This window comes from Zarconia sp. (assembly GCF_057467645.1).
Genome location: NZ_JBRJXU010000162.1, coordinates 1 through 13,390, shown reverse-complemented (window position 1 = coordinate 13,390; position 13,390 = coordinate 1). Strand labels below are relative to the sequence as shown.

At 49.6% G+C, this 13,390-nt stretch carries 8 protein-coding genes; 7 read left to right on the top strand and 1 reads right to left on the bottom strand.

All coding sequences use genetic code 11. The annotated features are described in order from the left end of the window. The first annotated feature begins 67 nt into the window (after positions 1–67). The 5 genes from AC2215_RS23825 to fabF all read left to right on the top strand — a co-directional run bounded on the left by AC2215_RS23825 (position 68) and on the right by fabF (position 6,684). On the top strand, positions 68–1,114 hold the full coding sequence (locus AC2215_RS23825) for a Gfo/Idh/MocA family protein (protein ID WP_486812512.1): 1,047 nt from the start codon (positions 68–70) through the stop codon (positions 1,112–1,114). 177 nt (positions 1,115–1,291) lie between these two features. Continuing rightward, positions 1,292–2,584: an aspartate aminotransferase family protein gene (locus AC2215_RS23820; protein ID WP_486812511.1), complete on the top strand. Its 1,293-nt coding sequence runs from the start codon at positions 1,292–1,294 to the stop codon at positions 2,582–2,584. A gap of 542 nt (positions 2,585–3,126) precedes the next feature. Beyond that, a complete protein-coding gene (locus AC2215_RS23815; RefSeq protein ID WP_486812510.1) occupies positions 3,127–4,602 on the top strand; it encodes a hypothetical protein in 1,476 nt (491 codons plus the stop codon). 430 nt (positions 4,603–5,032) lie between these two features. After that, positions 5,033–5,284, top strand: a complete 252-nt coding sequence (gene acpP / locus AC2215_RS23810; RefSeq protein ID WP_486812509.1) for an acyl carrier protein — start codon at positions 5,033–5,035, stop codon at positions 5,282–5,284. Between the two features lie 146 nt (positions 5,285–5,430). Next, entirely contained in the window at positions 5,431–6,684 is a 1,254-nt protein-coding gene (gene fabF, locus AC2215_RS23805; protein ID WP_486812508.1) for a beta-ketoacyl-ACP synthase II, read from the top strand. Here fabF and AC2215_RS23800 read toward each other — a convergent pair. After that, on the bottom strand, positions 6,661–6,861 hold the full coding sequence (locus AC2215_RS23800) for a hypothetical protein (protein WP_486812507.1): 201 nt from the start codon (positions 6,859–6,861) through the stop codon (positions 6,661–6,663). The genes fabF and AC2215_RS23800 overlap by 24 nt on opposite strands. Before the next feature lie 24 nt (positions 6,862–6,885). On the opposite strand from AC2215_RS23800, the gene tkt reads away from it, so the two are divergent. Both tkt and AC2215_RS23790 read left to right on the top strand, forming a co-directional pair. After that, positions 6,886–8,886, top strand: a complete 2,001-nt coding sequence (gene tkt / locus AC2215_RS23795; RefSeq protein WP_486812506.1) for a transketolase — start codon at positions 6,886–6,888, stop codon at positions 8,884–8,886. 607 nt (positions 8,887–9,493) lie between these two features. Next, the coding region (locus AC2215_RS23790) for a WD40 repeat domain-containing protein (RefSeq protein ID WP_486812505.1) at positions 9,494–13,390 on the top strand (3,897 nt) is incomplete at its 3' end.

Below are 13,390 nucleotides of genomic sequence, written 5' to 3'. Positions count from 1 at the left end.
CTCCAAGCCACAGAAGAGTTGTATCATAGGATACTTAACATTTTTCCCTCAAAACTCGGCATAAACAGTGAAAATTGCGCTGATTGGTTTCGGATTTATTGCTCAAAACGGTCATTTACCCACGTATCAGTCTTGTGACGATCTGCGTCTAATAGCTGTGGTCGATCCGGTTTTAGAACGTCGAGAAGTGGCATTGAAACTGCATCCAAATATCGACGTTTACGAATCGATCGAGGATTTGTTGCAAGATAAAGGGGATGACATCGATTTAGTGGATATTTGTTCTCCCAATGCCTTTCACCTGGATGCAACCCGGAAAGCCCTGGCTGCGAAAAAACACGTTTTATGTGAGAAACCGTTGGCGATCGAGCGAGCGAGTTTTGAGGAGATATCGCAATTTGCACGGGAGCAAAATTGCTTGCTCTATCCCTGTCATAACTATAAATTTGCTCCATCCGTTCAACGTGCGGCGGAGTTAATTCAAAGTGGGAAAATTGGCGATCCGCTGTTTGCGTCATTTCAAGTCTTTCGAGTCAGTCACGCGCGGGGCGTTTCCGAATGGCAACCCCACTGGCGGCGCGATCGACCCATTTCGGGTGGCGGTATTGCCATCGACCACGGCGTTCATTTAATGTCGATCGCTCATTCCCTTTTTGGTGGTTGTCCGAAACGAGTTTCTGCCCATATTAAAAATTTAGGAAACGACGAATATGAAACTGAAAATACAGCTTTAATTTGTTTGGATTGGCATCCCATTTTATTGCAAATAAGTTTGAGTTGGATCGGATCGGCGCGTAAATCTTCGTTCCGGGTGCAGGGAACATTGGGAGAAATTTGTATCGATAATGATGATGTCACGCTCATCGATCGTCACGGTAATTATCAAGCTTGCATTGTTCCCACGGATTTCGACGATCCATCCCATTCGAGTTGGTTTAAAGCTGTCATTCGCGATGTTCAACAACATATTAAAACTGGGAATTTCGAGCCAGAGTCACTTTTGGAGGCGGGGCTCGTTGCCGAGGCAATCGAGAAAGCTCATCTATCGAGTAAAAATGGTGGGGGTTGGTTGCCTCTAGAAACTTATAGCCCGACGTTAAAAATCGCGGTTTAGTCGTTGTTTTTAGATTTTATTTTTATAAAAAATTAATTTTTGATTAACTTAGAAAGTGTCATTAAAAATAAACAAAACACTAGTAAAAACAGAGTTAAAATAAAATAATTATTTTAAGAATTTAATCATATTAGATGACACAATCGAAATTAATATAAATTATATCTAATCAAAAAAATGTCAGAAGTATTTGAAATCGATCGCCAGTTTTTAATGCCTGGAATCCAACAAATTGCCTCGAGATCGCAACTAGTTCTCGATCGAGGAGAAGGGGCAATTTTATGGGATGAAGAAGGACGCGCCTTCATCGACTTATTTGCTGGGGTTGGGGTCTGTAGTATCGGTCACTCTCACCCCCACTTTATTAAAGTCGTCACCGAACAACTTCAGAAAGTTATCGTCGGCAGCTTCAGTACCAAAGTGCGCGCCGAACTGTGGCAATTTCTGGCGACCCTTACTCCCGAAAATCTCGATCGCTTCCAGCTCTTTTCTTGCGGTAGCGAAGCGGTAGAAGCTGCTCTGCGACTGGCAAAATCCTATACGAAAAAAACCAGTTTCTTAAGTTTTTGGGGCGGCTTTCACGGCAAAACCTTAGGGTCTTTGGGACTGTGCGGCGTTGACTTTCAGAAAGACTACCGACCCCTACCTCCCGGCTACACCCAGGTTCCCTACGCCGAATGCTACCACTGTCCCTTCAAATTAACTTACCCCGATTGCAACCTCGAATGCGTGAAATTCGCCCGAGAAACCGTCGAACGAGAAGTCGCCCAAAACCTCGCCGCCATCGTTGTCGAACCCATTCAGGGAACTAACGGCAACGTTGTCCCGCCACCGCCCTTTTTACCCGCCTTGCGGCAGCTTGCCACAGACTACAACGCCTTACTCATCGTCGATGAAATCATCACCGGATTTGGTCGAACTGGGGAGATGTTTGCCTCTAGTGCGCCGGGAATCGATCCCGATGTCGTCATCGTCGGCAAAGGAATGGCGAACGGTTTACCTATCAGCGGTTTGATTTCCAACGACGAGTTTTCTAGTGCCGAACCCTTCGCGAAAGCCAGCGGCAGTTCGTCAAGTTTCGGCGGCAACCCCATCGTCTGTGCAGCGACTCTAGCAACGCTGCAAATTATTGTCGAAGAAGAACTCGATCGAAATTGCCGGCAAGTGGGTGGGTGGTTCCTCGAAAAACTTCAAGGGTTTAAAGAACGCTACTCCTTTGTCGGCGACGTTCGCGGGACGGGGTTGATGCTGGGCATCGAACTGGTGCGAGATGGCGACCCCAGCCGTCCTGTGGAGAAGGAAATTACCGGGGAATTGTTCCGACGGGCGATCGAAGCTGGCATCATTATGATGTGCTACGGTCCTAAGATTCGCATCAATCCGCCGTTGTGTATTTCCCAGGAATTATGTGAAAAGGCACTCGCTGCGATGGAAACGGTGTTTGATTCGATCGCCAATGACTATTTTTAGCACGATTGCCTCGTCTCGACAAACCGAGAAAAAAGGGTTTGAAACCCAAGCGATCGCCACTGCCCTCGCGATGGATGCATACTCGTGAAGGTGGATGTTGGGGGTGAAGGGAGGTAACGGTCAAACCCCTTTCGCAACAATACTTTTGGCTGTGTTCGATGCCCAAATCGCACCGAGTGCGGGTTAAACTGGATGAAGCCATCAGACCCTTTTGAGAAACGTCAGTTTTAGATCTGACAGCTTCGGATGAGGGTGAGAAATAGAGCGCCCTCCTCACCCGCGAGGAGATTCACCCCGGTGTTGTACCCTTGCTCTCGATGTGCGAGTCCACATCATCTCCTCGAATTTCCAGCCCGCCGAATGTTACGGAGAATGGGCTTTTGGGCGAGGCAACTTCAGGAAAACTGACGTTTGGAGAAGTCAAAAAAAGGGCGAGCGGAAAAGGAAAAGAGCCTTCAATGTCACGAGTTCTGGGTTCCTTTTAATTTTTGGTGAGGGTTGCGAAAGTCTACTGACCGAGTCAAGTTGGAGAAAAATGCAGGATGAATCTACCGTTTGTTGTTGATATTGCTATCGGCTTAATTTTTACCTATTTAACTTTAAGCCTGTTAGCCTCAGAAATTCAAGAATTAATTACGACGTTGCTGCAATGGCGGGCAGAACATCTCAAAAACTCGATCGAGATTATGCTCGCTAGCGGTCAAGTTTCTCCCAATGCCAAAGAGATTAAAAATTTAAGCGATCGACTTTATCACCATCCGCTCATCAGTAGTTTAAACCAAGAAGCCAAAGGTAGATTGGCAATTGGATTCCGCAAGTTTGCTAACTTATTTATTTCATTATTCTATCGTTTAACCGGTGCGGAAAATCCCTTTACAAAAGATTCTAGCGCTCCTTCTTACATTCCTGCTGAAGCCTTTGCCACAACCTTAATCGACACTTTTAAATTAAAAGAAATCGGTCAAGCCGTGACGATGGCTCGCCTGGAAGATTTCAAACAGCAACAGCTCAAAGATATTTTAAAAATTCTCAAAGCGATCGATCTAAGCGATTCTGCTCGTTCGATCGTCACGCAAGAGTTGGAAGCTTTAGATCGAGACTGGGAAACCAGCGTCCAAGATTTTGGCACGCGGCGGGTCAACTTACCCAATACCCTCGATCGGATGAATCAACGGCTCGATACCTTTTTGAAAAATTGTCAAAACTATATCGAACAGCCGGAAACCTACCTCAACGTTTTCCTGTATCGGGTTCAGTACATTCAAGATAGAAATTATAGCGAAACCGAACGCTCGGTCTTAATTCAATCCTTAAAACCGAGCATGAATGAAGTGGTAGAGATGATTCAGGATAAGCCCAAAATGTATTCTGAATTGCAAAAAGCCCTCGAAGATAAAAATAGCCCATCCCATCAAGGCATTACCGACGTCATCGAAAGTTTGCCGGAATTGCCCGCACCCGTCAAAAATAGTCTGGCGGCTTTAGGCAATCGCATCCAATCTCGAAAAGAAAACATTGAAGATGAGGTGTCCGAACTGCAATTACAAATTGAAAATTGGTTCGATGCTTCCATGAGCCGCTCCTCTGGCGTCTACAAGCGTAATGCCCGAGGGATTGCTGTATTAATTGGGATTATTGTTGCCGTAGCAACCAATGCCGATAGTTTGTACATCACTGAAAGTTTGTCGAAAAACTCCGTCTTGCGCGCGGCGATTACCGAAAATGCCGGTCAATTCGTCGCCGGCGGTCGTCAACCCACCGCCCAGGATTTCAAAGCATTATCCCAAGAAGTGAAAGATTCTCTCGATGAAGCGTCGCTTCCCCTGGGCTGGCGTTCCAATCTTGTCGCCGAACAAGCCCGCGAAAACAAAGGCTGGCCGCTCCCCTATCTCAAACGCTTCATCGGTTGGGTTGTCAGCGGTCTTGCGATTTCTATGGGAGCGAGTTTTTGGTACGATCTCCTCGGTAAAGTCGTCAGCGTTCGCAACTCTGGAAGCGAGTCTTCATCGCGACGTTAAGTTTGCCATTGAATTCACCCCAATCGATTGAGGGTTGGGGGAGGATTTAGCCGAATCAAAAATTGCCAAAACATGGCTCAAACGAGTGGCACGTTCAACTCAATTGCCTAAAATCTTGCATGGGGAAAGAGAAATGGCGAATCGGCGTGCCTTCCTCCATCCCCATTCGAGCGAAAAGCTGCACGTGGCGTAACGATGTTCCTGGCAAGCTTTTTCATGGCCTTTTCCCCCAAACCTTCCTCAATTCGTAGACCTATCGGGCGATAGAAAGTCACGCTTTCCGATAAGATGAGAAATGCCTGGTGGTTAGAACGTCATATTGTTTTAACCCTTTGATGGCAACTGTGATAACATAAGCGATTCGAGAGACTGAGTCGATCTCCATCGATCGTTCAAGCTCCCGAGCGCAACCTAACGAGGAAATATCCCCATGAGCCAAGACGACATTTTGAGCCAAGTTACAAAAATTGTAGTCGAACAACTAGAAGTTGAAGAAAGTGAAGTGACAGCCGAGTCCAACTTCGTGAATGATTTAGGTGCGGATTCCCTAGATACAGTCGAACTCGTCATGGCTCTGGAAGAAGAATTTGAGATTGAAATTCCCGATGAAGCCGCTGAAGGCATTACCACCGTGCAAGAAGCCGTTAACTATATCAAAGAGCAAACCGCTTCTGTGGCATAACATCACAGTCCCCACCGCCTAAGTTCAGCTTGCCTGAATTAATGACTGAGCTCCGCGCGCGCACAGCAAAGCCAACACCGTGAAGTCTCAGTCCCTTCTTCTGTTTTGCATTCTGGGTGTTGAATCCCTCGCCACTGACTGAGATTATGACAAACTTTAAAACCAAACGTGTTGTTGTTACCGGTCTGGGTGCGGTTACACCAGTGGGCAATACCCCCGAAGAATATTGGGAAGGATTGCTAGCTGGGCGTAACGGTATCGGTCCGATTACCCTCTTCGATGCATCGAAACACGCTTGCCGCATCGCCGGTGAGGTCAAACAATTTGACCCCCATCAATACATGGAGCGAAAAGAAGCCAAACGTATGGCTCGCTTCGCACAATTTGCGGTGGCTGCCAGCAAACAGGCGATCGCCGATGCGAAGTTTGTCATCAACGACTTGAATGCAGAACAGGTGGGCACGATGGTCGGGACGGGCACCGGCGGGCTAGATGTGATGGAAGAACAGCACGAGGTTTACCTAACTCGCGGTCCGTCTCGTTGCTCGCCCTTCACCGTGCCGATGATGATCGCCAATATGGCGGCGGGGTTAACGGCTATTCACATCGGGGCAAAAGGTCCCAACTCCTGTCCGGTGACCGCCTGTGCGGCGGGTTCCAACGCCGTGGGAGATGCATTCCGCTTAATTCAACGGGGCTACGCTCAAGCGATGATTTGCGGGGGGGCAGAAGCGGCCGTCACCCCCCTATCGGTGGCGGGATTTGCCTCGGCGAAAGCGGTGTCCACGCGCAACGACGATCCGGCGCGGGCGTGTCGTCCCTTCGATCTCGATCGCAACGGTTTCGTGATGGGCGAAGGTGCGGGTATCTTACTCCTCGAAGAACTCGAACACGCCCTCAGTCGCGGTGCGAAGATTTATGCGGAAATCGTGGGTTACGGCATGACTTGCGATGCCTATCACATTACTTCACCCGTTCCGGGAGGAACCGGTGCCACCCGCGCCATCGAACTGGCGCTCAAGGACGCGCAGATGGCACCGGAGCGCGTCGATTACATTAACGCTCACGGAACCAGTACTCCCGCCAACGATAAGACTGAAACCTTGGCGATCAAAAAGGCATTAGGGGAAGAAAACGCCCGTCGCGTTGCCATTAGTTCGACCAAATCCATGACCGGACACCTCCTGGGTGGTTCCGGTGGAATCGAAGCGGTGGCAACGGTGTTGGCGATTCAAAACGATCGGATGCCACCGACGATTAACTTGGAGACACCCGATCCCGAATGCGATTTAGACTACATTTCCGAGGGCAGCCGTGCCAAAACCGTGAATGTGGCTCTTTCCAATTCCTTCGGTTTCGGCGGTCATAACGTGACGTTAGTCTTCCAGAAGTATGCTTGAAATTTGCCTTTCAAAATAGCGATCGAGAGGATTTAAGGCAATATCGGAAAACATCACCAGATGATGGGACATTTTGCCGCGCCCTCTTGCCGCTTCATCCCGGTAGTGGGATGATAAAGAAATTATAAAGGGCAGTCCGAACTGCATCCCGTACAACTGACTCCAGTCCTTGCTCAAACGTTGTCAATAAGATAGAAGACTATGGCTGTTGCCACCCAATCACTCGAAGAACTTTGTATTAATTCCATCCGCTTTCTGGCAATTGACGCTGTAGAGAAAGCGAAATCCGGCCATCCGGGATTACCGATGGGGGCCGCGCCCATGGCTTTCGTCCTTTGGGATCGCATCATGCGGTACAACCCCAAGAACCCCGATTGGTTCAATCGCGATCGCTTCATCCTGTCTGCCGGTCACGGTTGCATGCTTCAGTATGCCATGCTGTACCTCTCCGGCTACGATAGCGTCACCATCGACGATATCAAGCAATTCCGCCAGTGGGGATCGGTCACGCCCGGACACCCGGAAAACTTCGAGACGAAAGGGGTAGAAGTCACCACCGGACCCTTGGGACAGGGAATTGCTAACGGTGTGGGCTTGGCAATGGCCGAAGCTCATTTAGCAGCCAAGTTCAATAAGCCCGACGCGACGATCGTCGACCACTACACCTACGTCATTCTCGGCGATGGCTGCAACATGGAAGGGGTTTCCGGGGAAGCCTGTTCGTTGGCCGGTCACTTGGGACTCGGCAAGCTGATTGCCCTATACGACGATAACCACATCTCCATTGACGGTTCCACGGATGTTGCCTTCACTGAAGATGTGAGCAAGCGATTCGAGGCTTACGGTTGGCACGTGCTTCACGTCGAAGACGGCAACACCGATATCGATGGCATCGCCAAAGCCATCGAAGAAGCCAAAGCGGTGACCGACAAGCCGACGATGATTAAAGTGACCACCACCATCGGTTACGGGTCTCCTGGTAAGGGAAATACCGCCGGCGTTCACGGTGCGGCTCTCGGCGGCGATGAAGTGGCGGCCACCCGCAAGAATTTAGGTTGGGACCACGAGCCCTTCGTGGTTCCCGAAGATGCCCTGTCTCAGTTCCGCAAAGCCGTCGATCGCGGTGCAGAAGCTGAAGCCGAGTGGGAAAAAACCTACGCAGACTATAAAGCTAAGTATGCCGCCGATGCCGCCGAGTTCGAGCGCATCACCAGCGGTACGCTGCCTGAGGGTTGGGAGAAAGCACTGCCTACCTACACCCCTGAAGATAAAGCCCTTGCCACTCGTAAGAATTCTGAGATTACTCTCAATGCTCTGGCTGAGGTGATTCCCGAACTGGTGGGCGGTTCTGCCGACCTCACTCACTCCAACCTCACCTTCATGGAGGTGTCCGGAAGTTTCCAGAAGGGAGCCTACGAAAACCGCAACCTGCGCTTCGGGGTCCGCGAACATGGCATGGGAGCCATTTGTAACGGGATTGCGTTGCATAATTCCGGTCTGATTCCCTATGGTGCCACCTTCTTGATTTTCACCGACTACATGCGGGCGGCGATTCGCTTGTCGGCTCTGTCTGAAGCGGGTGCGATTTGGATTATGACCCACGATTCCATCGCCCTGGGTGAAGACGGTCCCACCCACCAACCGGTGGAAACGATTGCCTCTTTGCGAGCCATCCCCAACTTAATCGTCATGCGTCCGGCCGATGGTAACGAAACCTCTGGAGCTTATAAGGTGGCGATCGCCAATCGCAAGCGTCCGACGCTGATGGCTTTCACCCGCCAGGGCTTACCCAATTTAGCCGGTAGCTCTATTGAAGGGGTCGAAAAAGGTGCTTACGCTGTTGTTGAATGCGACGGCACGCCGGATCTGATTTTGATCGGTACCGGTAGTGAAGTGTCCCTGTGCGTGAAAGCCGCCGAGAAGCTTTCCGCATCCGGCAAGAAAGTCCGGGTCGTTTCCATGCCCTCTTGGGAGCTGTTTGAAGAGCAAGATGAGGCTTATCGCGAGTCCGTACTGCCGAAAGCGGTTACCAAGCGTCTGGCCGTTGAAGCGGGATGCAGCTTCGGTTGGGAGCGCTACGTCGGTTCCGAGGGCGATACCATTAGTATCGATCGCTTCGGCGTTTCCGCACCCGGCGGCATCGCTATGGAGAAATTCGGCTACACCGTCGATAACGTTGTTGCGAAAGCAGAAGCACTCTAGAGCGAATTCTCTAACATCGCTTTAATTGTGAAAGTTTAATGTAGAAAGGTGGGTTGTAACCCACCTTTTTTTTTCAAAAGTGTGAAGTCCGCTCGACCCGATCGATGGTTTTGAGTGCGTTCTTTTTGAAGTTTCAAGTAATAGTAAAGAGAGCGCAAATCGATGGAAACGTAAAGTTTGGGAAAAGAGGAGCGAACGCACGATAGAAATAGACAGAGATATCCGCGATCGCCCTCACTGAAGGTATCAGACGGCTGAGGGAGCTATCGATGGGGTGTCTGAATCGAAGTGAAGAGCGCTTTAAAGTAGCTTTAAATGTCCGGGTTTATTTTGGATTTCAACCCCTTGCAGATACATCAGCGCATACAACGATATCGTCGCCTGCGATCGCCCGATGCTAAAAATCGTGCAAACTTTGTGAATTCATAAAAAAAAATAGTTTTTAACGTACATAGTGGGTATTACCCATCATTCCACTTTGAAGTCTCAATCGTTAAAATGGACGAGTTAGCCTCAATGCTCTCGCCTACCAATTTAGTGCGACACAATATCAATTTGTGCTTAAAAATTCGCTCGATTCTAGCTCGTTCTAACGCTTTAGCGAAACATGAAAAATTTGCTGTCTGTTGATGATGTTGCAGCTTACAACGAACGCTCGTTAAAAACTCTTGTCCGAGCTATTTCTCTATCTCAAGGTCAGTTTGCCCTAATTCTCGTTCGTTGCAACTATACTTGGTTGGCAGAGCAAATGTCAGATCGAGTCAAAACCAAGTTATCCATCGACCTAAAAGAATTTAAATTACCCGATTCCGTCCAAACCCTCTACACCACCATTCAAGATTGTCTGAGCCAAAATCGCCCCGAGGCTTTAGCCATTTTTAACTTAGAATCGGTGACGGAAATCGATCGCGTTTTGAACTCAACGAATCAAGTTCGAGAAGAATTTCGCAAGAGATTTCCATTTCCCTTAATTTTATGGGTCAACGATTGGGTTTTAGAAAAGCTGATTCGACACGCGCCAGACTTTAAAAGTTGGGCAGCCAGTTCTATCAAATTTGAAATTTCCACCCAAGAACTGATCGATTTTTTACGCCAGAAAGCGGAAACAATTTTTTCCAAAGCCCTAGAAGTGGGTGCGAATCCCTTTTTAGCCAACGAGGCACTGAATTTGGCAATGGGTTCCCCCCACCGCCAAGTGTTAACCCTGGCACAAAAAGACCTAGAAGATCGCGGCATTTGTTTAGAGCCCTCTCTGGCAGCCAGTCTAGAATTTGTGTTCGGTCGAGATGACTATGCCAACGACCAGCTCGATCTGGCTTTAGAACACTTCGAGCGCAGTTTGGCGTTTTGGCAAGCAGAACCGATCGAGGGCGCAACATCCTCCGACGCCCTCAACCCCGTCCAATTTAAAGAGCGCGAGGGGGTTTTACTCTTCTACTTGGGTCTGTGTTACTGCCGTAAAGCGGATTTGCATCCGGGTCAAAATCAGCGTCACTGGAAAGACGCGCGCAGATTTCTCGAACGGTGCATCGAGACCTTCGAGCGATCGAATCGTCAGGATTTGGTGGCGAAATCGATCGGTCAACTCGGTCAGGTTCTGCGGCAGTTGCAAGCCTGGAGCGAACTCGAAACCTTAGCTCAAAAATCCTTAGATCTCCATCAAACTTTAGCCAAAATCCAAGAAGCCTCTTTTGACGTTCAACTGGCTCAAGACTACGGTTTTCTAGCGGAAGTGGCTCTCGGTCGTCTCAAATGGCGATCTGCCAAGCGATTTGCCGAACAAGCCCTGCAAATTATCGAACGCGCTGCCACCCCCAAACCCCAACATAAAGCCCTCTATTGCTTGTTGCTCGCTCGATCTCGCAACCACCTCGGTAACGCTCAATTAGCCACCGTCGATCTCGAAATCGCCAAAGACATTCGCGTCCGCGACGATACCCCCCTTCACCAACACGATCCGCAACTCTACATCCAAATTTTGCAAGAATTGCGATCGCTCTACTTCAATCGGGGTCGCTATTTAGATGCGTTTACCATCAAGCAAGAGCAGCACAAAATCGAACACCAATACGGGTTTCGCGCCTTTATCGGGGCGGCGCAGCTACAGCCACAGCAGCAAACGCGCAATCCGGCTTGGGAAACCTCGCGCACGGCCACCGTTGCCCAGGAAATTACGGCCGCCAGCCGCCAGCAAGATATCCACCGCTTGCTCGAGCGCGTCAGCCGCGACGATTACAAACTGACGATCGTTCACGGTAATTCTGGGGTGGGAAAAAGCTCGATTCTCAATGCCGGCTTGGTTCCCACCTTGCAACAAAGAGCGATCGGGGAACGAGCCGTCGTCCCCGTGGTGTTACCCACCTATACCGACTGGAGTCGAGAACTGGGGCAGCGGTTAACCGCTGCTTGCGCTGGGGATTGCCAGCCTCTCCCAGATTTGCAAGAACCCGACGAGCGCTTCAACTGGTCGCCAAAAGCCATTCTCGATCGACTGCGGCAAAATATCAGTTGTAACTTACTCACGGTCTTAATTTTCGATCAATTTGAAGAATTCTTCTTTGTCTACGGCCATCAAGCCAATCGTAAAGACTTCTACGAGTTTTTATGCGAGTGCTTGAATCTTCCCTTTGTCAAAATTATCCTCTCCCTGCGCGAAGACTATCTTCATTATTTACTTGACTTCGATCGGCTTCCCAATCTCGATGCGATTAACAATAACATCCTCGATAAAAATATTCGCTATCAATTGGGCAACTTTTTCCCAGAAGACGCGCGCAATATTATTCAAGAACTCACCCGAAAAACTCATTTTCAACTCGATGCCGATCTGATCGAACAACTGGTACGAGATTTATCGAGCGAACTGGGTAAAGTGCGACCGATCGAACTGCAATTGGTGGGGGCGCAATTGCAAGAAGAAGATATTACCTCGTTAAGTCAATATTGGCTGTTGGGGTCGAATCCCAAAGACAAACTCATTGAGCGATCGCTGGTACACATTATCCGCGATTGCGGTTCGGAGAACGCCAAAGCCGCCTGGAAAGTCTTATCGGCCCTGGTGGATGAGAAAAATAACCGTCCCTTGAGAACCCGACAGGAACTCTCGAATGCCATCGGCGTGTCCAGTCCGATAATCTCGAATACCTCCTTTGTTTCTAAAATTACACCCAGGCATTCCCCCCTCGATGTTCCCCAACAACTCGAACTGATCCTGAATATTTTTGAAGGTTCGGGTCTGATTTTTCGCCATCGAGAAGAGTCGGGAGAACGCTACCAACTCGTCCACGACTATTTAGTCGCCCCGATCCGCCAGCGTATCGAAGTCAACCTCGCCAAAAGACTCGCTCGCAGCGAAGCCGCGCAAAAAATTAGCCAACGGCAACTCGAACGGCGCAATGGTCAGTTAAAATGGCTTGTCGCTGGTTTAACTTGTTTGAGCTGTCTGTCCGTCCTCTCCTGGCAGCGCGTGGTTGCCAAAAATACACAACTGCAAAATCAAAGAAAGCAGCAAGAAGTCATTTCCAAAACCATCGCCGCTGAAGTCTTTTTCCTGTCGAACCCCAACAAGGTCGATACCCTGATGGAGAGCTTGCGAGCTTGGCAAAAATGGGATCGCTTAAAACAGAAACACGATCGAACCCGATTGCGGATTTTGACCACCCTTCAGCAAGCCGTTCACCACGTCAAAGAGCGCAATCGTCTCGAAGGCCATCGAGATAGCGTCTGGGATGTGAGCTTCAGTCCCGACGGTCAAACCATTGCCAGTGCCAGTACCGATCGTACCGTTAAATTGTGGCGCTCCGATGGGACGTTCGCCCGCAAACTTTCTCACGACGAACCGGTGACCAAAGTCCGATTCAGCCCCGATGGCGATCTCCTCGCCTCTGCGAGTTGGGATGCCACCGTCAAGTTGTGGCAACTCGATGGAACCCCGATTGCGACCCTTAAAGGTCATCGGAATAAAGTCTACGCTTTGAGCTTTAGTGGAGACGGTCGATACCTCGTCTCCGGTAGTGAAGACTGTACGGTGAAGCTTTGGAATCGAGAGGGAAAACTGATTCGGACGTTTGTGGATACCGAAACCACACCCGAGCTGGCGAAGGGGAAAAATTGCGATTCGCGATCGAGTCATCACGGTTTGGTACTCGATGTGAGCTTCAGCCCCGACGGTCAACTGGTCGCCTCTTCGAGTAGCGACGATACCGTCAAGTTGTGGCGCCTCGATGGAACCTTAGTGGCGACCCTCAAAGGACACACCCAGGACGTGAATGCAGTGACCTTCGATCCTCAAGGTCAATTTGTCGTCAGTGCTGGGGACGCCACCTTAAAATTCTGGAAGCTCAACGGGAGGCTAATCAAAACGATTCGCGCCCACAAAGACCAGATTCACAGCGTTCGTTTTAGTCCCGACGGTCAGTTTTTGGCATCGAGCAGTGAAGACAACACGATTCAACTGTGGCAGCGTCAGGGAGAATCCATCAAACTGTTGGAAACCTTTGAAGGT

Excerpts from the sequence above, each read along its gene's own strand:
- fabF (WP_486812508.1), top strand. The coding sequence starts at position 5,431 with ATGACAAACTTTAAAACCAAACGTGTTGTTGTTACCGGTCTGGGTGCG.
- AC2215_RS23815 (WP_486812510.1), top strand. The coding sequence starts at position 3,127 with ATGAATCTACCGTTTGTTGTTGATATTGCTATCGGCTTAATTTTTACC.
- AC2215_RS23820 (WP_486812511.1), top strand. The coding sequence starts at position 1,292 with ATGTCAGAAGTATTTGAAATCGATCGCCAGTTTTTAATGCCTGGAATC.
- acpP (WP_486812509.1), top strand. The coding sequence starts at position 5,033 with ATGAGCCAAGACGACATTTTGAGCCAAGTTACAAAAATTGTAGTCGAA.
- tkt (WP_486812506.1), top strand. The coding sequence starts at position 6,886 with ATGGCTGTTGCCACCCAATCACTCGAAGAACTTTGTATTAATTCCATC.